Here is a 20,575-nt window from a genome sequence, read left to right as displayed (position 1 = left end):
CCAGTATCGGAATATCCCCAATGACCGCGGAGATCGACCTCGCAAGCAAAGATCTCTACATCAATCGCGAACTAAGCCTGCTCGAATTCAACCGTCGCGTGCTCGACTTGGCCAAGGATGCGAGCATCCCGCTTCTGGAGCGTCTGCGCTTTTTGTGTATATCGAGCACGAATCTCGACGAATTCTTCGAAATTCGGGTGTCCGGCCTCAAGCAACAGATCGCCCTTGGTGTATCCACGCCCGGCGCTGACGGGTTATCTGCCAACGAGCAGTTTGATCGCGTCAGTGTTCAGGCCCATGCCCTGGTCGACGACCAATACCGTATCTTTAACGAAGTATTGGTACCCGCTCTTGCGGAAAAGGGCATCCGCTTTGTGCGCCGCACGCACTGGAATACAGAACAGGCGGAATGGATCAAGCGCTACTTCAACCGAGAGCTACTGCCCGTGCTCAGTCCACTCGGTCTTGACCCCTCGCACCCCTTTCCGCGCACCCTCAACAAGAGCTTGAATTTCGTCATTACCCTGGAGGGCAAGGACGCCTTTGGGCGCGACAGCGGGCTTGCCATCGTACAGGCACCCCGCTCGTTACCCCGCCTGATCCGCCTGCCCGACGAAATTTCCCGTAGCGAGTATGGATTTGTATTCCTGTCATCCATCATCCATGCCCACGTCGGCGACCTCTTTCCTGGCATGAGGGTAACGGGGTGCTATCAATTCCGAGTCACCCGAAACAGCGACCTCTTCGTCGATGAAGAGGAAATCGATGACCTCTTGCATGCGCTCGAAGGGGAACTGCCATCTCGCAATTTCGGCGAGGCCGTGCGTCTTGAGGTGGCCGACAACTGCACCGCACATACCGCCGAATACTTGCTGCGTCAGTTCGGACTCGGACAAGCCGACCTGTTCCAGGTCAATGGCCCCGTCAACCTCAATCGCCTGCTCGCCGTAGTGGATCTGGTCGACCGAAACGACCTCAAATTCACGCCGTTCACACCGGTGCTGCCCACCGCGTTGCAGCTAGGCAGCAATTACTTCGAGGCCTTGGACAAGGGCGATGTCTTGCTGCATCATCCCTTTGAATCCTTCAATCCGGTGATCGAATTCATCCGTCAGGCCGCGCGCGACCCGGAAGTACTGGCAATCAAGCAAACGCTCTACCGCACGGGCGCCGGCTCGCGCATCGTCGGCCTCCTCGTCGAAGCCGCGCGCGCGGGCAAGGAAGTTACCGTCGTGGTCGAACTACGCGCACGCTTCGACGAAGCAGCCAATATCGAACTCGCCAGCCATCTGCAAGACGCCGGCGCACATGTGGTCTACGGCGTGGTCGGGTATAAGACCCACGCCAAGATATCAATGGTGGTTCGGCGCCATAAGGGACGCGTAAAGCGCTATGTCCATCTGGGTACCGGCAATTATCACGCTGGCACCGCGCGACACTACACGGACTTCGGCCTGTTCACGGCAGACAAGGTTATCGGGGAAGACGTACACAAAATATTCCAGCAACTCACCGGTCTGGGTCGTGTTTCACGCCCCAAAAAGTTACTGCAGGCTCCCTTCACCCTGCACAAGGGCATCCTTGCACGCATCAGCCGTGAAGCCGAGGCAGCCAAGGCCGGACGCCCATCCCGGATCATCGCCCGCATGAATGCACTGATCGATCCGCAGATCATCCAGGCTCTCTATCAGGCTTCGCGCGCTGGCGTATCAATCGACCTGATCGTGCGCGGTATTTGCTGCCTGCGCCCAGGCGTGCCTGGCGCCTCTGAAAACATCCGCGTCCGCTCGGTGCTTGGCCGCTTCCTTGAACACTCGCGCGTATTTTATTTCCAGAACGATGGCGCGGAGCCCGAAGTCTTCTGCTCATCGGCCGACTGGATGCCGCGTAATTTCTTTCGTCGTGTCGAAAGCGCATTTCCCATTGAGGATCGCAGCTTGGCCCAACGGGTCTACCACGAAGGTCTTGAAATTTATCTCAAGGACAATGCCCAAGCCTGGGTGCTGCAATCCGATGGCAGCTATCACCGCGTGGGCGGCGACCGTTCAAAACCACGTCCTGCACAGGGGCTGCTGCTGCAACAGATTAACGCTGCCGAACACACCTGACCCCCGTCCTTCGGAACCCTTTCGCGGCTGCCTGACGTGTTTTCAGGCAGCCGTCTACCAAGGAGAATCACCATGTCCCGACTGAGCCTACCGCTGTTCGCGCTTGCCCTCCCTCTGCTGCTGAGCGCATGCGCCGGTGCCCCCCTGCACCAGAATCAGGCAAACGAATGTTCGGATGGGTTACGCACCGCCTATTCGGAGCTCGAACAGGCCCGCGCGCACGGATTCGATGGCAGCGTGGAATGGACCAAGGCCGCCGGCCTGCTCACCGCGGCCAAGGTTCAGCAGCAATTCGGCAAATACCCGAACTGCATCAACAAGGTTCGCCGCGCACGCTACTACATACATCAAGCGCAAATGCCTCACTGAAGTCGGCGCCGCGCCCGGACACCCGCTCGTCAGGTCACGGCCAGTTTGAACTTCGCCCCGCGGAGGAACTGTCGCTCGTTCTCGATATCCGCCTCGATCAGGGGATGGGTCTCGCGCCAGGCGCTGTCCAGTCGCAGCGACAGAACGTCGCCGTCAACCTGAAGCGATAAAGTCTCAGGCAAGCCGTCAGGGACGCGACTGCGATGCAACACGACCGCTAGGCGCAATAGCGTCGACAGTCGCATGACGCGGCCGCGAAGTTCGGCCGGCAAGCACTCAAACAACCGCGGTGCGAATTTGCGACGATGCGTACGCACCAGAACCGCAAGAACCATCTGATCCTGCCGCGAAAAACCCGGCAGATCCGCATGTTCCAACAAATAAGCCCCGTGCTTGTGATACTCGCTATGCGCGACATCCAGGCCGATTTCATGCAGTTGCGCTGCCCAATTGAGGTGATCCGCGTCCTCTTCGTCCAATTGCCATGCTTCGCTCACTTGCGTGAGCAGCTCAGCTGCCGTCCGTGCGATACGCGCCGCATGATCAGCATCTACATGGTAGCGCTTCGAAAACCCCTGAACCGTGCGCAGGCGAACATCCTCGTGTCGAATGCGCCCCACAAGATCGTTAAGCACGCCTTCGCGGAGCGCCCCTGTCGCCGCCTCCATGCGTTCGATTCCCAGCGCTTCGAACACACCTTGTAGCACCGCCACACCTCCGGGAAAGACCGGCAATCGCTCACGACTGACCCCGGACAATTTTAATTTCCCTATCTCGCCGGCCTCAATGAATCGATCACGCAGAGCATGCAACGCCGCCAGCGTGATATATGCCCCCAAACCAGCCTCGCTGATTACGCGTTCCGTTGTGATGATCGTCCCTGATGCGCCGATGGCATGCCCCCACCCCATCTGCCGGTAGGACTCCACCAGCGGCTCCAGCTCCAGCCGGGCCGCCAACACCGCTCGTGACCAGTTTGGGGCGGTAATCTGCCCATCGGCGAACCATTCGGCGCTCGTGCTGACGCATCCCATGTATACGCTTTCCGTGATCAGGGTTTCATAGCCCTGGCCTATGATCAGCTCGGTGCTGCCGCCGCCAATGTCGACGACCAACCGCTGCTCATTACCCGCCGCTAGGGAATGCGCCACGCCCAGGTAGACCAAGCGAGCCTCTTCACGCCCAGCAATGACCTCAACGGGATGCCCGAGCGCCTCTGCCACTCGGTCGAGAAACACAGCGGAATTGCGCGCCTGGCGCAGCGTATTTGTACCTACTGCGCGTACGGAACCACGCGGAAATCCACGGATACGTTCCCCGAAACGCTGCAAGCACTCGATCGCCCGATTTTGTGCCTCAGCGGTGAGCTGATTCGACTCATCCAGCCCACCCGCGAGCCGGACCATCTCCTTGAGGCGATCAACCACACGCAGCTCGCCACCCGGCAAGACACTGGCGACGACCATATGAAAACTATTGGAGCCCAGGTCAATGGCAGCCACCGACTCAGGGACGCGGCGTTTAACCCACATGAATGTCGACCGGGTTAGAAGGCGGCCATGCCGCGAGGAAGCCGATTCTAACACGCACGGACATCAGGCCTAGGCGATATGTGACTCCCTGACTTTATGCACCACGCGAGCGGAGGGGAAGAGGCAAACAAACGCACTGCCCTCACCGGGACGACTGCGAATAACCAGTTTTGCGCCATGCCGCTGCAGCACGTGCTTGACGATTGCCAAGCCCAGACCTGTACCGCCCGTATCGCGAGAACGATCCTTGTTGACCCGGTAGAAGCGCTCGGTCAATCTCGGGATATGCTCGGGATCGATTCCGATGCCGGTATCGCGCACTTCGAAACTAGCACCCGCGCCATCCCTGACCCAACGCAGCGCGATCTCCCCTCCCATAGGCGTATAGCGCACAGCGTTCGAAACCAGGTTGGCAAATGCACTATGTAGCTCCTTGGCGTCGCCTCTCAACCAGAGCATTTCATCGATTTCGGCGCTGATCCGATGCCCTGCAGTGCCACTCAAGGCCTCTGCATCTTCCCTTAACGCGGATACCAGCCCCGGAATTGCAACCGCCGATTGTTCGCTAGCCATGGGCCCCTCGCCATCAAGCCGGGAAAGCATTAGCAAGTCTTCAATGATGCCCTGCATACGGGTCGCCTGGCCCTGCATATGCGACAACGAGCGTTTGAGGGGCGACGGGAACTCGTCCTCCATGTCTTCAAATGTCTCGAGATACCCCATCAGCACGGTTAGCGGCGTGCGTAGCTCATGGGATACGTTCGCGACGAAATCGCGGCGCATCTGCTCCAAGCGATAAAGATGGGAAATATCGCGTGCCGCCAGCAGCCGCTCGTGATTGCCAAAGGGAACGATACGCAAGCTCAGACGCACATCGTCGCGCACCGGTGAAGTGATCTCGATGGGTTCATGATAATCGCCCCCGGCCAGGTAACTGATGAAATCCGGGTGGCGAATCAGGTTGCTCAATCGCTGCCCGATATCCTGCGGATTACGGAGCCCAAACAAATCCGTCGCCGCCTCATTGAGCCAGCGAATTTCGTTGTTAGGGCCGATAACCACGGTGGCATCCGGCATTGCGGAAGTAAACTCGTTGAAACGCTCGAGCAGCGAAGCTAGGCGTTCCTTTCGCTTTCGATGACGCTTGCCGAAGCGATAGAGGCTGTCCACCAGCTCGCCCCACACACCCATCGCATCTGGCGGATTGCCGCGATCCTCCACATGCAGTATCCAGTGGTGGACACGATAAAGTTGATACAGATGGAAACACAGGGCGAATAACAAGCCTGCGAGCAGCATCCACACAAGCTGCCCGGCAATCCCGCCCAAAATCGCGGCCGCCAACAAGATGAGCGCCAGTCGGCCAAGCTCTGCAAGCCAGGCCTTTGTCATGACTCAATCTCGAGCGGAAAAGCGGTAACCCGCGCCGCGGACGGTCTGCACCAAGCTATCGTAACCATAGGGATTAAGTGCCTTGCGCAGGCGCAGGATGTGGACATCCACCGTGCGCTCCTCGACATATGCATTGCGTCCCCAGACGCGATCTAGCAGCTGCTCACGGCTGTACACCCGCTCTGGGTGGGCCATAAAAAACTGCAATAAACGAAACTCGGTAGGGCCCATTTCCAACTCGGTACCATCGGCCGTCACCCGATGGCTGGATCCGTCAAGCGCGAGCCCGGCAACCTCAAGTGGCTGCTCTCCCGGCTCCGGCTTCGCCCGACGCAATACCGCTCGTATCCGCGCCACCAGTTCACGCGGTGAGAAGGGCTTGGTCACATAGTCGTCCACACCCGCATCCAGACCACCGACCTTGTCATTTTCGTCGCCGCGCGCCGTCAACATGATAATCGGCAGTTCGCGCGTGTATTCCTCGCGCTTGAGACGGCGGGCATAGTCGATCCCGCTGACCCCTGGCAGCATCCAGTCGAGCAGCACAAGGTCCGGCAGGCGCTCCGCCAGCAGCGTCTGTGCCTGACCTACATCCGCCGCCTCGCGCACCTCGAGACCGGCACGCCCCAATGCAAATCCGACCATCTCGCGGATGGCTGGCTCGTCCTCCACTAGCAGGATGTCATTCGCCGTCATGTGTTTACCCGGTATGGCTTGAATCATCTTATTAGAGCCCACCAAGGTTACAGACCTGTTACATGCCGCCGCTTAAATGACCGCCACATGAACATTGCGTTGCGGTGCCGCGATCAGCAGCGAGAAATATTCATTCTCAGGTGCGTAGTGACCCTCAATCGCCATGCCCGCACGTGCCAGCAGCTGCGTCACAGATTCCAGCGTGAACTTGCGACTGATCTCTGTAAGTATGGTTTCGCCTGCAGCAAACCGCAACGTGGCGTCCAGCTCGTCGAGATGCACCTGTTGCTGAGTATCCGCGACCAGGTACATCTCGATACGCGCCGCATCTTCGTTGTATACGGCACGGTGGGCAAAGGCATCCGGTTGAAAATCTCCCCTCAGTTCGCGATTAAGCACATGCAATACATTGCGGTTGAACGCAGCGGTGATACCCTCGCCATCGTCGTAGGCTGCATGCAACACATGTACGGATTTGACCCGGTCGACGCCGAGTAACAGGCGATCCAGCGGCGACATCCGGACCGCGAGCTCGCGTAGCAATGTGATAGCCTCCCGCTCTTCGAAATTGCCCAGTGTCCCGCCCAGAAAGACATACAGGCAACCACCATCCGGGCACGGCAGATGATCAAGACCCGCCGAGTAATCGCCCAACAAGGGGTTGATTTCGAGCCAAGGGTAGTCGGTCATAAGGACCTCCCCCGTCTCTTCCAGTACCTCGCGGCAAACGTCGAATGGCCAGTAAATCATACCCTCCTGCCCCTCGCATGCGCTCAACAGGTGACGCGTCTTACGCGAGGTCCCGCTACCCAATTCGAGGATATGGCGCGGCTGTACCTTGCACATGATTTCACCCGCGTAGCGTGCCAGCAAGGCATCCTCGGTGCGGGTTGGATAGTAATCCTCGGTATCGCAGATACGATCGAATAATGCCGAGCCACGCGCGTCGTAGAAGTATTTTGGCGGCAAGGTGCGGGGTGGCTCGATCAAGCCTTCGCGCGCATCCTCCGCCAATGTTTTCACTCGTCGGGCTGGCCTCACCCGCTGACACCTTCCCTGTTCGTGGCTGATCACCATATATCCCGTCCCCGGATGCATGAGATGTCGCTTCAGGCTAACATGGGCACCAGATTGAGGACACCGCAAGAGGAAGCCCGCATGTGCCGGATCGCCGCCTATCTTGGCCCTGAAATTCCACTCGAAAGGCTCCTCATCGACCCCGAGCACAGCCTGCTCATTCAGTCTTGGGCGCCTCGCGAACTGCGTTTCGCGCGCCTCAATGCCGATGGCTTCGGCTTCGGCTGGTTCGATCGCGAAGGCCAGCCAGAGATTTACCTCAATCCTGCCCCGATATGGGCCGACCACAATTTGCCAACGCTGGCGCGCACACTACGCAGCGACCTCTGGCTGGCCATGGTCCGCAGCGCCACACCGGGATTCGGCAACCATATCGCCAATACCCAGCCCTACCGCGATGGCGAACTGCTCTTTACGCACAACGGTTATATTGAGCGCTTCCGCGAGACCGCCCGCCCAATTCTCCAGCGTGAGCTTTCCGCTGAGATCGAATCGGGGATACTTGGCAACACTGACTCCGAATATATCTTCGCGCTCATTCGGCAACTGCTCACGGACGACGAGGAATTGGCCATTGAGGCCGCTATCGGAGAGGCTCTGGGACTCATCGGCGACTGGGCTGGCGAAGGCGGCACTGCGCTGCTCAACCTCGTGATCAGCGACGGCGAACGCGTCTATGCCGCCCGACACGCGGTCAACGGCGAATGCCCCAGCCTGTATTACAGCATCGATGACGAACGCTTCCCGGAGGGTGCTCAATTAGTTGCCTCCGAGCCACTCAACGACCGTGCGTTCTGGCAAACCGTACCCGAACACCACATCCTGATTCTCGACCCGGATGCCCCACCGGAGTTACTCGCCCTATGACACCGTTGGCAATGCTGACGCAGTTCAGGGCGCTACATCGGCACCTGCTCGGCGTCGTCGGCACACTGAACGATACCGATTACCGCCAGCAATATCACTTCGATCTCAGCCCATGTGGCTGGCACCTCGGTCATTGCCTGTGGGTCGAGAATCACTGGTTGCGTGCGATTGTACAAGGCGACGCCCGACGCACCCGGGCCGACGCCCGTTACTATCAGCCCCAGTACAGCGCCAAACCCGAACGCGGCGCCAAACTACCGCACCAAGACCATCTGCTGAATACCGTTGCCGCCGGCTTTGAGGACAACATTCTGCTGCTCGCGGGCGAAGCGGGGCAGCTCGATCCAAAGCACCCACTGATGGTGGACAACTACCTGCCACTATTCCTGCTCCAGCATCACAGCCAACACCTTGAAACCCTGAGGATGGTGCTGACCCAGAGAGCGCTGTCGCGTCACCGCAACGCCTTCCATCCGCAAACCCGGCTACGACCCTCCGTCCTCGCGCGCGACGCCATCCCCATCGCAAGTGGCGACTACCCCATCGGCGGTTCCAAACCTCTAGCCTTCGATAATGAACTGAATGCGGGTTCCGCGCGCCTTGAGGCCAGTGCCATAGGCCTACGCCCCGTCAGCAACGCCGAGTACCTAGGATTCATTGAGGCCGGCGGCTATACCGACATGAACCTTTGGGAGGACGACGGTCGCGCATGGCTCAGCCAGCATCCGATCGAGGCACCCGATCACTGGCGCCGTGATGGCCGGGGCTGGTGGTATGGCATCGGCCTCGATGGCCCTCATGACCTTGAACCTCGCGCTGCCGTGTACGGGATCAACCTACACGAAGCACGCGCATTCGCACGTTGGGCGCAAGCCACATTGCCACACGAGCTTGCGTGGGAAACCGCCGCCCGACAGGGGCGGCTCTCACTGGCCGGACAAGTTTGGGAGTGGTGCGACAACACATTCTTTCCCTACGCCGGCTTCAAGCCATTCCCCTATCACGAATATTCTGCTCCGTGGTTCGACAGCGCGCACTACACACTACGTGGCGCCAGCCGCTTTACGCCTGCCCACACGCGCCGCCCCAGCTTTCGCAATTTTCACACCGCCGACAAGCGCCACATTTTCGCCGGAATGCGCCTCAGCTTCTAAAACATCGTTGTATTCCTGAGCAGACAAGTATAGTCTGACGGCTAATATATGTAATTCACATATATATACACATAGCATCCAATACCGAGGCCCCCATGACCGACCATACCCCAGCCCTTGAAAACATCTTGATTCGTGTCGCCGACACGCTGCGTCAACGTGGCCTGCTATTCCGCGGTGCCCACGCCAATCTTTCCGCTCGCGCAAACGATCGCATGTTGATCACCCGCGGCGGCTCGGTTGCCAACCTACGCACGGACGACCTTGCGTGGTTGCCGATTTCTGCGGAAGGCATGCAAGAAGGCTTCGACGCCAATCACCGCGAAATCATTGATATGCATACAAGGCTGTACCGACACAGGGCAGACATTGGCGCGATAGTCCACTGCCACCCTACGCACATTACCGCCTTCGCCGTCGCTCACCAGGCTATCCCCGCAGTATATGAACCCATGTTGCGTCAGGGCATGCACACCGATGTACCGGTCGTTGCATGGGCACCACGCGGCTCAACCGCTTCAGTCAACGGCATCCTTGAGGCATTCAACACGTCCTCTACCGTCGCCGTACTCCTGGCCAATCACGGCGTGCTGGTCACCGGCGCCACGGCAGATGACGCCCTCAACCGCTTGACCGCACTTGAAGAGGCCGCAGAACTGGTGATACATGCCCGCGCACTTGGTGGCGCCAAGGCGCTTCCAGAGATCGCCTACCGCGAAGTAGCCGATCGCATGCAGCAATTTCGGCAAGCTTCGTGAGCCCCAAGGAAACCAATCGCCAGGGTCGGCATCTGGCAAGTTTTGCGTTGCTCCTCCTCGCGGAGGAGCCAGCGCACGGACTTGGCCTGCACCGCGATATCAACACGCTACTCCCCGATGGCCTCAAGGTTGATGCCGGCAATCTATATCGGCTACTACGCGAAATGGAGGCGCGTGGCTCGTTGCGCTCCGGCTGGCGCACCGAAGGTGCCGGTGCTGCCCGACGCGTTTACGAGATCACGCCTGCCGGCCTCAAGGAGCTAGGCGAGTGGCGTGAAGACATCGCAAGACGGCGCGAGGCATTTGATCTCTTCATCCAACGATACGATGCCCTGGAAGTTCATTCGACCCCAACGCTCAAGGAAACCGCAACATGAATCAATCTCCCATTGAGACGCGCCATATCGATCTGTTTGGCAAGGTGCCCGATGGCGTGCGCCAGCGCATCGAATTAGCCCGTCTCGCTGGCCGCGAGTCCGCACTTGAGGCCATTGAAAATTTCCGCGACGCACTGATTCACCACAACCCACTCGAACGAAAAATCCAGCAAATGGTCCATCTGGGGATGTTGTTAGCACTTGGACGAGAGGCGCCCGCACAATTGCATGCGCACGCCGCCGTCAATGCCGGGGCAAGCCCAGCCGAGCTACATGGCGTCTGCGAGACCGCTGCGGTTGTCGGCGGCATGCCGGCCTATAGCCTCGGCGTACAGGTAGTCGGCGAGGCCCTCCGCGCCTCATCTGTCGCGACCGGAGAACACACACATGATTGAAACTGCACCAGTACTCGACACCACACCTGCATTCGTCAGATCAGTCGAACTCCGCTTGTCCGGCCCTGCGGCACGCGCGCTGGCCGCACGCGATCATCCTCTAACGGTACATTTGGAGCTGCTGTTCAGCTGCATGATCCGAAAACAGGTGTCATTTCCAGAATCTACTCACCCCGACGCACGGCCACTCGACTGCGGCAACAAGGCTGTACAAGCTTGGTTCCGCGCTGTCGGAACCAAGACTTGCCTGATCTCGGACCAGCCGGTACCGGATCTACAAACATTTCCGATCAAACGCATAGAACCATTCCTCCCTCGCTGGCTCCGCCTTGACTTCAAAGCCGGACAATGGCGCGGCGAATTCGGCTATGTCAGCCGCTGATCCAAACTATGACCGAGGTATCGATCATGCCGAATCGAACCGCTTCTCTGCCTCCTGTATCAGCCCCCATCGATGTCGACACTACGGATTTTGACCACGCCGTGATCGACACATCCGCCAGATTGCCCGTGCTCGTGGATTTTTGGGCACCTTGGTGAGAAGTGGACCCGGGAAATTGGACAGCCCGCTAAGTGCTCTCTCGGGTTATGCCGCCAGTCTGGCGGCGGATTCGTAGTACACGCTGTCGGGGGTGCGCCGGTCCAGTGACTGGTGCCGCCTCTCAGCGTTGTAGAAGGCCAGGTATCGCCCCAGTGACCTTCGTGCATCGGCGATATTGTCGTAGGCCTTCAGATACACCTCCTCATATTTCACGCTGCGCCACAGGCGCTCGACGAACACGTTATCGACCCACCGACCCTTGCCATCCATGCTGATGCGGATGCCATGGTGCTTGAGAACGCCGGTGAACGCCTCGCTCGTGAACTGACTCCCCTGGTCGGTATTGAAGATCTCCGGGGCGCCGTAGGCCTCGATCGCCTCCTCAAGCGCATCGACGCAGAAGCTCACATCGAGCGTGTTCGATACGCGCCAGGAGAGCACCTTGCGCGAGTGCCAGTCCATGATGGCCACCAGATACACAAAGCCCCGCGCCATCGGGATGTAGGTCACGTCGGTCGCCCAGACCTGGTTCGGGCGGTCGATAACCCGATCCCGCAGCAGGTACGGATAGACCTTGTGCGCCTGATTGGCCAAGCTGAGGTTGCGCTTCGGGTACTGTGCCCTCAGGTCCATCGTGCGCATCAGGCGCTGAACCCGCTTGCGGTTTACGCGGTGACCCTGGTCTTCCAACCAGTCGTGGATGCGTCGGCTGCCATAGAAAGGATACTTCAGGTGGCAGCGATCAATCAGCGCCATGAGTTCCAGTTCCTCGTCTGTAACCGGCTTGGCCACGCGGTAGAACGTCGAGCGCGGCAGGTCCAGCAACGCGCATTGCCGCCTTACCGGCAGCGGATCCTGACGATCTATCATTGCTTTCCTCTGGGCCCGTGAATCCGTTCGAGCCCGCGTTCTAAAAAATCATTCTCCATCGTCAGCTGGCCGATCTTGGCGTGCAACTGCTCAATGGTTTCGGCCGACTGTTCAGCCTTCTGTGCGCCCTTGCCGAACACATCCGAGGCGTTGCTCAGCAGCTGCTTCTTCCAGTCCGCGATCTGATTGGCATGTACATCGAACTTCTTGACCAACTCAGCCATCGTCAGGTCACCCTGTAGCGCTGCAAGCGCTACCTTGGCCTTGAACTCAGGCGAATGGTTTCGTCTTTTCCGTCTCATCGCTTCTCTCCAGAGCGTCTCGCTCATGATGAAGGAAGCACTTATCAGCGTTCAATCACTGTCCAATCAGGTGGGTCCAGTTCTGTGCGCCCCCTGCCGTATCATCGGCCCGATGATTGCCAAACTCGCAGATGACCCGTTCTTCACCGACAAGCTACGATTCGTCAAAGTCAATCTCGATGCCAACCCACAACTGCATCGGTTAAATCGCATACGTGGGATACCGGACGTACGGATTTATATTGACGGAGAGGTTGTCGATTCGTTTACCGGTGTGATCGCCGAGAACGAACTAAGAGCCTTCGTGGCAAAGTGGTTACCACACTAGCCACTAATATGGCGTACCACAACGTTTGTAGCGACGCAGCGCCAGACGTTAACCACTCGGTCACCTACAGAACCGCAACCATACTGCAGATATCTAGAAGCGCGTGTCCACCCGCCGAAGTCTGGAAGAATTCCCAACGCACGGAGAGACATAAAAACGCCACCGCGGGCCTGTGTCGGCGGCGGCGGCGCCCGTCCTTACCGACATTTATTACGGCGCGAATCTCATCTAACTTACGGGGTTACGCTGATTAACCCTTGAAGGCCTCTTCCGAATTGAGATAGGCATGTTCCTCTTGCGTACTCACACGACCGAGCAAAGCATTGCGATGTGGGAAGCGGCCAAAACGGCGTACAATTTCGCGGTGGTGTTTGGCGAACTTGAGATTGTCGAGCAGGCCTGCAACCTCGAATAGGCAAACGGATGCATCTTGATCAGCCAACACCTCGCTGTGCATCAAGGGCATATACATAAAGATGCGCTTCGACACCGGAAGTTTCTTGTCAAATCCTCGTGCTATCGACGCATGCACAAGTTGCACAGCTTCCCGTTCGCTCGAAAATGCCCGCGCGGAGCCACGAAACATGTTCAAAGGAAACTGATCCAGGATGATGGCCAGCGCCAAAGCCCCCTCAGGCGTATCACGCCAGGCAGCCATACCGCCAGCATGTGCCTGGCGCCACACCTCCTCATAACGCTGACGGATTTCAGCATCCAATTCAGGCGTCGCACAGAACCATTGAGCGCGTATCGATTCGGAGTACCAATACGCCAGAATTTGCTCTGGCGTTGTTTGTTGCAGTGTTTTTTGTATCATCACGAAGTGTACCGACAATCCACCAGCTTATCCTCACGAACTCTAGAGGAGCTCATGGAATACCGCACCGATTTCATATACAAGCCCCGATTTGACCTCATGTACACGAACCACCTCCACACGGGCATTCAAGGGCGGTATCGAAGAACTCCGAGAAGTGATGGAAAGATCCAAAACCGCGCCGATATCTAAAAATCGGCCTGTCTGGAACAACACACCACGGCCGCTTAAATTCCTTACTCGCCCTTGATCGATAACCGACCCATCCACAAGATGATAGCTAACGTCACAATCGATCGTCATGCGAATAAAGTCGCGTTTCTCATCATAGTCTCGCTTTTCATCCGACATCGCATACCCCTATTGGTCAGTCATGATCTCCATGAAAGCTCCGCACACAGAATAAATAATGATAGGCAATGCGGTGGGAAAATGCGCAAATAGCAGCTATTGCAAAACGTACGCAGTAGCGGGCCGCACCACCCTAATGGGTAGTATTCACAGTTGGGAATCGCATGAAAAGGATTGATTGTGTTTGCTAATTTTAAGAATGCAAGCTGAGCAAGGTACGGGAAGTACAGCAAGAACCGCTTTGAATGGTGCTGGCGGCAGGAATCGAACCCGCGACCTACTGATTACAAATCAGCCGCTCTACCAACTGAGCTACGCCAGCCATACGCATTGCGATTGTAGTCAACCAGATACCATTAAGTAAACTATGAAAGCGATTTAGCGCTCACTGGACAACTTCTATGTAATATCTGTAACTCTCCTGCCCCACCATTAACCCCTCGCCATTTATTGGAATCCAAAGGGACATTGCTGGATTGCACATAATCTAGCCAGTATAGCGTGACGGTTTGGTATTGAGTTGCAATACGAGCAGGGAAGCCCAAACCCTTCACTCTAGTGAGGCGACGCTCAGCACCGCGCTGCTCTTTGAACAATCCCAATGAAATTGCATTCGCATTCTGATTGCCTGCGACTATGAAATAGTCCAAGTAACCTTTTTTCTTCAATCTCCTAGCCACTCCTTGCGCCTGCGCCAATGAAGCATATGGAGGGAGATACACCCAGTATGCAGCAGCCGCCTGCTGATTTATCGCCCTTACAGAAACAGGCCTTACTTTGCCAAGCAAAATGGCTTTTGCTTTTATTAGGCTCGCCCGATTCGAAAATGGCCCCAATGAGAAACAGCTCTCATCGGCCAGACTATGTTCGGTGACAGCGCTCCGCTTTTTACTCAAAATGGCGTGCTGGATGCCATTCTTAGAAGGCGTATAACCTCTCGTATGCGATTCATTATCGGCTACAGGTTGTCTGGCAGCTGGCAATTCAACATGAACGACATCAAGCGCCATCACCTGGGGATTACCGCCAAATTTTTCGCCAGACTAAGATTTTGACTTCGACCGCCATCCGAGTCACGCAACCATAAAAACATAACATTCAGCAAAATCAACAATAAAAAAAGGGTTCGCATTCAACCCCCATCAATATATGCAGCAAGTCCCTTCAAAACGAGAAGCGGATCGTAAGTCACTTGACCATCGAAATAGTCATTCAATATCCCCCCATCCCCCCCGTCACATATATCCTTGGTCTCACTTCCATTCTTTCAAAAATAGCAGAAATCGCAGCAGAAATACCGCCCAACCAGGCGTACATTGCACCGCGATACATACATGAAACCGTATCTCGCTGAAAAGGAGAATTATTTAAATCATCTTTATTAATGAATGGTTTGTGTAGTCGTGGTATTTTTTCTCCCAAACAAGCAAGCATCATGTATTTACCTGGCATAATAACACCACCAAGGTGGATGCCATTGACTGAAACAGAATCGACAGTGGTCGCAGTGCCTGCATTGACGACAACCACAGCACTAGATGCATCAGAAAACGCGGCTGCGGAAGCAAAATACCGGTCCACCCCTAGTGCAGTATAGTCCGAGTAATTTGTTGCGAGCAGCGAAACGGCAGGCATTATGGAGTCAACGAATATCAGGGGCACACCAACCAACATGGACAGCACATCTTTAAATTGAGCCATGCGATTGCCATCTAAAACACATGACACAGCAATGCGGTCAGGATTTTTTTTGTGAATTATATTTAATATTGAATCTTTAAAATTAGCCAAATCACTCGCACACGCGCCAGCTCCATAAAAACAACCAAGCTCCCGGTAACACCATTTAACTCTTGTGTTACCGATATCCACAAGAAGATCGGTCATTGTATTCTCACACTCGTTTCCCCGGAGTAATACCTCGCTATTACACTGCCATGGAAAACTCTTAGACTTCCATCATCAAATACACCACCCGCCATTCCACGAAGCACCGTGCCATCCGCGTTTTTGATGACAATTTTTTTTCCATTCAAATAATCATAACTGCCCCAGCTCTGCACGACAGATTCTCCGCCTCGCATAAACAAATCAGAACAACTCTCAAACACTGAGCAAAAGATCTTCGAAGCTATATAATTCCTTTTTTCCAAACTATCTGGGTAGCACTCGCTTAAGGAGCCTGGCATTACAGCGCTAGAATCTACCACAGGGATTTCTCCCCCTATATTCAACCCAATACCAACAACCCAATATGTAACAGAATTTTTTACGACTCGTTCAACAAGAATGCCTGATATTTTTTTTTCACGCATCAAAATATCATTAGGCCACTTAATCCCTATCTCGCTTATGCCAATCCCTTTCAACGCATTTGCTACGGCAACCCCCATAGCCAGCGTTAATAATGAAGCGTTTTTCTCTGAAAATTCACCATTTTTTTCACTCCATAATAATGAAGCATATAGACCACTATTACCCGGCGATTCCCATTTCCGACCGAGGCGTCCTCTGCCATTTGTTTGCGATTCCGCGATGCAGATATCCCCTTTGCAAAGCCGCCCCGCAGTTAACTCATCCATCATCCATCGATTAGTTGAATGAATTTCATCATGAATGATGATTGCGTTGCAAATTGCGTTTGCGCTAGCTGACATTTCTGAACGTATCGCGGTAGCGCTCAATTTTTCTATAGATTCACAGTTGCTATCCATCGACATTTAGCGATTCAATACACGAGCTGTTATGATTACATGAGTACGCATAAGACTTACTAATCACGATACGGCATCATTACTATGCGATACGCCTCCATCATGGCTGCTGTGGTTGCCACAGCAGCATTGAATCTCACACATACCGCGAGAGCTGACGGCTATATATACATCTACAAACAGCCTAATGGTGCTTACCTTTTTACGGATAAAAACGTCAATAAGCATAACTATACTCTTCTCAAGAGAATGGGCAGACCAACCGCGACAGCATCATGTTTAGGCATCACACGCTCTATATTGAAAAAGCGCGCACGAGCGTATGCTCTTACTGTTGAAAGGATCGCGGCCAGTAACCGACTCGACCCACTACTTATGCGCGCCATAATAACAGTTGAATCGTGTTATGACGCACACGCGACATCGAGTGTGGGTGCACGAGGCCTCATGCAACTCATGCCCACAACCGGTGCGCACATGGGCATACATGACTTATACGATCCAATCAACAATTTAGAAGCCGGCATGCGTTATTTCAAGTCATTGATGCGGCGATTTTCAAACAACGTAAGACTTTCGCTCGCGGCATATAATGCTGGTCCGACAGCTGTCCTCAAATACGATGGCGTACCGCCTTACCCGGAGACACAAAATTACGTATCACGGGTCTTGGCTCATTATCGAAAACTAGTAAATGGCGGGTGATGATCTTTGCTGACAGATCACAATAGCTTGATATGCAATTATATTTTTCGGATTTAAAAAAAAACCCCGCTAGGCTTTACAGCCTAACGGGGTTTTCACTTAAGAGCCTGGCAGTGACCTACTTTCGCATGGAGAAGCCCCACACTATCATCGGCGCTGAATGGTTTCACTTCCGAGTTCGGGATGGGATCGGGTGGTTCCCATTCGCTATTGCCGCCAGGCAAACCGGTTCCAGCATCGCTGGGAATCTGAAAAGGCATTGGCGTTATCAAGTTGCATCAAACAGCAACCCAAACTATTTGGGTGTTATATGGTCAAGCCTCACGGGCAATTAGTACTGGTTAGCTTCATACATTACTGCACTTCCACACCCAGCCTATCAACCTTGTAGTCTTCAAGGGCCCTTTAGGGACCTCAAGGGTCCAGTGAGACCTCATCTCGAGGGGGGCTTCCCGCTTAGATGCTTTCAGCGGTTATCCCGTCCGTATATAGCTACCCGGCAATGCCACTGGCGTGACAACCGGAACACCAGAGATACGTCCACTCCGGTCCTCTCGTACTAGGAGCAGCTCCTCTCAAGTCTCAAACGCCCACGGCAGATAGGGACCGAACTGTCTCACGACGTTCTAAACCCAGCTCGCGTACCACTTTAAATGGCGAACAGCCATACCCTTGGGACCTGCTTCAGCCCCAGGATGTGATGAGCCGACATCGAGGTGCCAAACACCGCCGTCGATATGAACTCTTGGGCGGTATCAGCCTGTTATCCCCGGAGTACCTTTTATCCGTTGAGCGATGGCCCTTCCATACAGAGCCACCGGATCACTAAGACCTGCTTTCGCACCTGCTCGACGTGTCTGTCTCGCAGTCAAGCATCCTTATGCCTTTGCACTAAACGAACGATTTCCGACCGTTCTTAGGATACCTTCGCGCTCCTCCGTTACTCTTTAGGAGGAGACCGCCCCAGTCAAACTACCCACCATACACTGTCCCTGACCCGGATAACGGGCCTAGGTTAGAACTCCGAACATGCCAGGGTGGTATTTCAAGGGTGGCTCCACCAGAACTAGCGTCCCAGCTTCAAAGCCTCCCACCTATCCTACACAAGCAGGTTCAAAGTCCAGTGTAAAGCTGTAGTAAAGGTTCACGGGGTCTTTCCGTCTAGCCGCGGGTACACTGCATCTTCACAGCGATTTCAATTTCACTGAGTCTCGGGTAGAGACAGCGCCGCCATCGTTACGCCATTCGTGCAGGTCGGAACTTACCCGACAAGGAATTTCGCTACCTTAGGACCGTTATAGTTACGGCCGCCGTTTACCGGGGCTTCGATCAAGAGCTTCGCTTGCGCTAACCCCATCAATTAACCTTCCGGCACCGGGCAGGCGTCACACCCTATACGTCCTCTTTCGAGTTTGCAGAGTGCTGTGTTTTTAATAAACAGTCGCAGCGGCCTGGTTTCTGAGACCCCCTTCCGCTCGAGGCGCAAGCCTTTCACGTAATGGGGGCGTACCTTCTCCCGAAGTTACGGTACCATTTTGCCTAGTTCCTTTACCCGAGTTCTCTCAAGCGCCTTGGGATTCTCACCCTGCCCACCTGTGTCGGTTTCGGGTACGGTTCCTTGTTACCTGAAGCTTAGAGGATTTTCCTGGAAGTTTGGTATCAACCACTTCATCCCATAATGGGACTCGCCATCACGCCTCAGAATTGCATGTCCGGATTTGCCAAGACACACTCCCTACACGCTTAGACCGGGACAACCAACGCCCGGATGGTCTAACCTGCTTCGTCACCCCATCGCAGTAACAAAAAGTACAGGAATATTAACCTGTTTCCCATCGACTACGCATTTCTGCCTCGCCTTAGGGGCCGACTAACCCTGCGCCGATTAACGTTGCGCAGGAAACCTTGGGCTTTCGGCGGATGGGTTTTTCACCCATCTTATCGTTACTTATGTCAGCATTCGCACTTCTGATACCTCCAGCAAACCTTACAGTTCACCTTCGCAGGCGTACAGAACGCTCCCCTACCACTTGCGCATAGCGCAAATCCGCAGCTTCGGTACATGGCTTAGCCCCGTTGAATCTTCCGCGCAGGCCGACTCGACTAGTGAGCTATTACGCTTTCTTTAAAGGATGGCTGCTTCTAAGCCAACCTCCTAGCTGTCTATGCCTTCCCACATCGTTTTCCACTTAGCCATGATTTGGGGACCTTAGCTGGCGGTCTGGGTTGTTTCCCTCTCCACGACGGACGTTAGCACCCGCCGTGTGTCTCCCGTGATTGCACTTCTCGGTATTCGGAGTTTGCAATGGTTTGGTAAGTTCTTGTGAACCCCCTAGCCATAACAGTGCTCTACCCCGAGAGTGAGACACGAGGCGCTACCTAAATAGCTTTCGGGGAGAACCAGCTATCGCCGAGCTTGATTAGCCTTTCACTCCTATCCACAGCTCATCCCCGTCTTTTTCAACAGACGTGGGTTCGGTCCTCCAGTGGGAATTACCCCACCTTCAACCTGGCCATGGATAGATCGCCCGGCTTCGGGTCTACTCCCAGCGACTAATCGCCCTATTCAGACTCGGTTTCCCTACGGCTTCCCTATACGGTTAACCTTGCCACTGAAAGTAACTCGCTGACCCATTATACAAAAGGTACGCAGTCACACCATAAGGTGCTCCCACTGCTTGTACGCATACGGTTTCAGGTTCTATTTCACTCCCCTCTCCGGGGTTCTTTTCGCCTTTCCCTCACGGTACTGGTTCACTATCGGTCGGTAGGTAGTATTTAGCCTTGGAGGATGGTCCCCCCATGTTCAGACAGGATTTCACGTGTCCCGCCCTACTCGATTTCACCTGATATGCCTTTTCGTGTACGGGGCTATCACCCACTATGGCTGCACTTTCCAGAGCATTCCACTAAAACAAGTCAGGTTTAAGGGCTAATCCGCTTTCGCTCGCCGCTACTAACGGAATCTCGGTTGATTTCTTTTCCTCTGGGTACTTAGATGTTTCAATTCCCCAGGTTCGCTTCGTACACCTATGTATTCAGTGCACGATGATTATCTTACGATAATCGGGTTTCCCCATTCGGAAATCCCCGGATCAAAGTCAGTTTGCCGACTCCCCGAGGCTTATCGCAGGCTACCACGTCCTTCATCGCCTCCTACCGCCTAGGCATCCACCGTATGCGCTTAGTCGCTTGACCATATAACCCCAAAAAGTCTGGGAT

Annotated in this window: 20 protein-coding genes, 1 tRNA gene and 2 rRNA genes; 10 read left to right on the top strand and 13 right to left on the bottom strand. The window is 55.2% G+C overall.

Features of this window, described 5'->3' with window-relative positions; all coding sequences use genetic code 11:
• Window positions 1-20: 20 nt before the first annotated feature.
• Both ppk1 and BI364_RS03800 read left to right on the top strand, forming a co-directional pair.
• Window positions 21-2,108 (top strand): polyphosphate kinase 1, encoded by a 2,088-nt coding sequence (gene ppk1, locus BI364_RS03805; RefSeq protein ID WP_070077625.1) that lies wholly within the window; start codon window positions 21-23, stop codon window positions 2,106-2,108.
• A gap of 72 nt (window positions 2,109-2,180) precedes the next feature.
• Window positions 2,181-2,477, top strand: coding sequence for a hypothetical protein (locus tag BI364_RS03800; protein ID WP_070077624.1), 297 nt, complete (start codon window positions 2,181-2,183; stop codon window positions 2,475-2,477).
• A 29-nt stretch (window positions 2,478-2,506) separates the two neighbouring features.
• Here the strand turns inward: BI364_RS03800 and BI364_RS03795 are convergent, their stop codons facing one another.
• The 4 genes from BI364_RS03795 to egtD form a co-directional block, all read right to left on the bottom strand.
• Window positions 2,507-4,009 carry a Ppx/GppA phosphatase family protein gene (locus tag BI364_RS03795; RefSeq protein ID WP_070077623.1) on the bottom strand — a complete coding sequence of 501 codons (1,503 nt, stop codon included), beginning with the start codon at window positions 4,007-4,009 and terminating at the stop codon, window positions 2,507-2,509.
• A 69-nt stretch (window positions 4,010-4,078) separates the two neighbouring features.
• Window positions 4,079-5,401, bottom strand: a complete 1,323-nt coding sequence (gene phoR / locus BI364_RS03790; RefSeq protein WP_070077622.1) for a phosphate regulon sensor histidine kinase PhoR — start codon at window positions 5,399-5,401, stop codon at window positions 4,079-4,081.
• A 3-nt stretch (window positions 5,402-5,404) separates the two neighbouring features.
• Complete coding sequence (phoB, locus tag BI364_RS03785; protein ID WP_070077621.1) at window positions 5,405-6,097, bottom strand: phosphate regulon transcriptional regulator PhoB; 693 nt, start codon at window positions 6,095-6,097, stop codon at window positions 5,405-5,407.
• Between the two features lie 72 nt (window positions 6,098-6,169).
• On the bottom strand, window positions 6,170-7,120 hold the full coding sequence (gene egtD / locus BI364_RS03780; RefSeq protein ID WP_197495845.1) for an L-histidine N(alpha)-methyltransferase: 951 nt from the start codon (window positions 7,118-7,120) through the stop codon (window positions 6,170-6,172).
• Between the two features lie 135 nt (window positions 7,121-7,255).
• On the opposite strand from egtD, the gene egtC reads away from it, so the two are divergent.
• The 6 genes from egtC to BI364_RS03750 all read left to right on the top strand — a co-directional run bounded on the left by egtC (window position 7,256) and on the right by BI364_RS03750 (window position 11,107).
• Complete coding sequence (gene egtC, locus BI364_RS03775; RefSeq protein ID WP_070077620.1) at window positions 7,256-8,041, top strand: ergothioneine biosynthesis protein EgtC; 786 nt, start codon at window positions 7,256-7,258, stop codon at window positions 8,039-8,041.
• On the top strand, window positions 8,038-9,195 hold the full coding sequence (locus BI364_RS03770; protein WP_070077619.1) for an SUMF1/EgtB/PvdO family nonheme iron enzyme: 1,158 nt from the start codon (window positions 8,038-8,040) through the stop codon (window positions 9,193-9,195). The genes egtC and BI364_RS03770 overlap by 4 nt, the downstream gene beginning before the upstream one ends.
• Before the next feature lie 95 nt (window positions 9,196-9,290).
• Window positions 9,291-9,953: a class II aldolase/adducin family protein gene (locus tag BI364_RS03765; RefSeq protein WP_070077618.1), complete on the top strand. Its 663-nt coding sequence runs from the start codon at window positions 9,291-9,293 to the stop codon at window positions 9,951-9,953.
• The gene (locus tag BI364_RS03760) at window positions 9,950-10,330 is read left to right on the top strand and encodes a PadR family transcriptional regulator (RefSeq protein WP_070077617.1); all 381 of its coding nucleotides are present in this window, start codon (window positions 9,950-9,952) and stop codon (window positions 10,328-10,330) included. Before BI364_RS03765 ends, BI364_RS03760 begins: the two co-directional genes overlap by 4 nt.
• The gene (locus BI364_RS03755) at window positions 10,327-10,725 is read left to right on the top strand and encodes a carboxymuconolactone decarboxylase family protein (RefSeq protein WP_070077616.1); all 399 of its coding nucleotides are present in this window, start codon (window positions 10,327-10,329) and stop codon (window positions 10,723-10,725) included. The genes BI364_RS03760 and BI364_RS03755 overlap by 4 nt, the downstream gene beginning before the upstream one ends.
• On the top strand, window positions 10,718-11,107 hold the full coding sequence (locus BI364_RS03750; protein ID WP_070077615.1) for a hypothetical protein: 390 nt from the start codon (window positions 10,718-10,720) through the stop codon (window positions 11,105-11,107). Before BI364_RS03755 ends, BI364_RS03750 begins: the two co-directional genes overlap by 8 nt.
• A gap of 204 nt (window positions 11,108-11,311) precedes the next feature.
• On the opposite strand, the gene BI364_RS03745 is transcribed toward BI364_RS03750, so the two are convergent.
• Window positions 11,312-12,438 (bottom strand): IS3 family transposase gene (locus BI364_RS03745; protein WP_233279523.1). Its coding sequence is split into 2 segments (ribosomal slippage): window positions 11,312-12,177 and window positions 12,177-12,438, totalling 1,128 coding nucleotides; the frame shifts between segments, so codons are not numbered across the junction.
• 25 nt (window positions 12,439-12,463) lie between these two features.
• Here BI364_RS03745 and BI364_RS03735 point away from each other — a divergent pair.
• Window positions 12,464-12,766, top strand: coding sequence for a thioredoxin family protein (locus BI364_RS03735; RefSeq protein WP_083251143.1), 303 nt, complete (start codon window positions 12,464-12,466; stop codon window positions 12,764-12,766).
• A 250-nt stretch (window positions 12,767-13,016) separates the two neighbouring features.
• Here BI364_RS03735 and BI364_RS03730 read toward each other — a convergent pair whose 3' ends face one another.
• From BI364_RS03730 to BI364_RS17220, 6 genes are all read right to left on the bottom strand, one after another.
• Window positions 13,017-13,583 carry a DUF924 family protein gene (locus BI364_RS03730; protein WP_070077612.1) on the bottom strand — a complete coding sequence of 189 codons (567 nt, stop codon included), beginning with the start codon at window positions 13,581-13,583 and terminating at the stop codon, window positions 13,017-13,019.
• A gap of 42 nt (window positions 13,584-13,625) precedes the next feature.
• Window positions 13,626-13,934 (bottom strand): PilZ domain-containing protein, encoded by a 309-nt coding sequence (locus BI364_RS03725; RefSeq protein ID WP_070077611.1) that lies wholly within the window; start codon window positions 13,932-13,934, stop codon window positions 13,626-13,628.
• A 246-nt stretch (window positions 13,935-14,180) separates the two neighbouring features.
• Window positions 14,181-14,256 (bottom strand) — tRNA-Thr (locus BI364_RS03720).
• Between the two features lie 43 nt (window positions 14,257-14,299).
• Window positions 14,300-14,944, bottom strand: coding sequence for an SPOR domain-containing protein (locus tag BI364_RS17230; RefSeq protein WP_083251142.1), 645 nt, complete (start codon window positions 14,942-14,944; stop codon window positions 14,300-14,302).
• Between the two features lie 202 nt (window positions 14,945-15,146).
• Window positions 15,147-15,821 (bottom strand): type III pantothenate kinase, encoded by a 675-nt coding sequence (locus BI364_RS17225; protein WP_083251141.1) that lies wholly within the window; start codon window positions 15,819-15,821, stop codon window positions 15,147-15,149.
• Window positions 15,818-16,654, bottom strand: coding sequence for a biotin--[acetyl-CoA-carboxylase] ligase (locus tag BI364_RS17220; protein ID WP_083251140.1), 837 nt, complete (start codon window positions 16,652-16,654; stop codon window positions 15,818-15,820). The genes BI364_RS17225 and BI364_RS17220 overlap by 4 nt, the downstream gene beginning before the upstream one ends.
• 78 nt (window positions 16,655-16,732) lie before the next feature.
• Between BI364_RS17220 and BI364_RS19070 the strand changes: the two genes are divergently transcribed.
• Window positions 16,733-17,353, top strand: a complete 621-nt coding sequence (locus BI364_RS19070; protein WP_083251139.1) for a lytic transglycosylase domain-containing protein — start codon at window positions 16,733-16,735, stop codon at window positions 17,351-17,353.
• 105 nt (window positions 17,354-17,458) lie between these two features.
• Here BI364_RS19070 and rrf read toward each other — a convergent pair.
• Window positions 17,459-17,574, bottom strand: a 5S ribosomal RNA gene (gene rrf / locus BI364_RS03705).
• An 89-nt stretch (window positions 17,575-17,663) separates the two neighbouring features.
• Window positions 17,664-20,551: ribosomal RNA gene (locus tag BI364_RS03700) — 23S ribosomal RNA — on the bottom strand.
• Between the last annotated feature and the right edge of the window lie 24 nt (window positions 20,552-20,575).

Origin of the sequence: Acidihalobacter yilgarnensis (genome assembly GCF_001753245.1) — a bacterium.
Lineage (GTDB): Bacteria > Pseudomonadota > Gammaproteobacteria > DSM-5130 > Acidihalobacteraceae > Acidihalobacter > Acidihalobacter yilgarnensis.
The sequence above is the reverse complement of the archived record's forward strand: the minus strand, read 5'-3'. Positions and strand labels throughout refer to the sequence as shown.

What these genes read in the sequence shown, in the direction of transcription:
- ppk1 (WP_070077625.1), top strand. Translation starts at nt 21, where the DNA reads ATGACCGCGGAGATCGACCTCGCAAGCAAAGATCTCTACATCAATCGC.
- BI364_RS03800 (WP_070077624.1), top strand. Translation starts at nt 2,181, where the DNA reads ATGTCCCGACTGAGCCTACCGCTGTTCGCGCTTGCCCTCCCTCTGCTG.
- BI364_RS03795 (WP_070077623.1), bottom strand. Translation starts at nt 4,009, where the DNA reads ATGTGGGTTAAACGCCGCGTCCCTGAGTCGGTGGCTGCCATTGACCTG.
- phoR (WP_070077622.1), bottom strand. Translation starts at nt 5,401, where the DNA reads ATGACAAAGGCCTGGCTTGCAGAGCTTGGCCGACTGGCGCTCATCTTG.
- phoB (WP_070077621.1), bottom strand. Translation starts at nt 6,097, where the DNA reads ATGACGGCGAATGACATCCTGCTAGTGGAGGACGAGCCAGCCATCCGC.
- egtC (WP_070077620.1), top strand. Translation starts at nt 7,256, where the DNA reads ATGTGCCGGATCGCCGCCTATCTTGGCCCTGAAATTCCACTCGAAAGG.
- BI364_RS03770 (WP_070077619.1), top strand. Translation starts at nt 8,038, where the DNA reads ATGACACCGTTGGCAATGCTGACGCAGTTCAGGGCGCTACATCGGCAC.
- BI364_RS03765 (WP_070077618.1), top strand. Translation starts at nt 9,291, where the DNA reads ATGACCGACCATACCCCAGCCCTTGAAAACATCTTGATTCGTGTCGCC.
- BI364_RS03755 (WP_070077616.1), top strand. Translation starts at nt 10,327, where the DNA reads ATGAATCAATCTCCCATTGAGACGCGCCATATCGATCTGTTTGGCAAG.
- BI364_RS03750 (WP_070077615.1), top strand. Translation starts at nt 10,718, where the DNA reads ATGATTGAAACTGCACCAGTACTCGACACCACACCTGCATTCGTCAGA.
- BI364_RS03735 (WP_083251143.1), top strand. Translation starts at nt 12,464, where the DNA reads ATGATGAAGGAAGCACTTATCAGCGTTCAATCACTGTCCAATCAGGTG.
- BI364_RS03730 (WP_070077612.1), bottom strand. Translation starts at nt 13,583, where the DNA reads ATGATACAAAAAACACTGCAACAAACAACGCCAGAGCAAATTCTGGCG.
- BI364_RS03725 (WP_070077611.1), bottom strand. Translation starts at nt 13,934, where the DNA reads ATGTCGGATGAAAAGCGAGACTATGATGAGAAACGCGACTTTATTCGC.
- BI364_RS17230 (WP_083251142.1), bottom strand. Translation starts at nt 14,944, where the DNA reads ATGGCGCTTGATGTCGTTCATGTTGAATTGCCAGCTGCCAGACAACCT.
- BI364_RS17225 (WP_083251141.1), bottom strand. Translation starts at nt 15,821, where the DNA reads ATGACCGATCTTCTTGTGGATATCGGTAACACAAGAGTTAAATGGTGT.
- BI364_RS17220 (WP_083251140.1), bottom strand. Translation starts at nt 16,654, where the DNA reads ATGTCGATGGATAGCAACTGTGAATCTATAGAAAAATTGAGCGCTACC.
- BI364_RS19070 (WP_083251139.1), top strand. Translation starts at nt 16,733, where the DNA reads ATGCGATACGCCTCCATCATGGCTGCTGTGGTTGCCACAGCAGCATTG.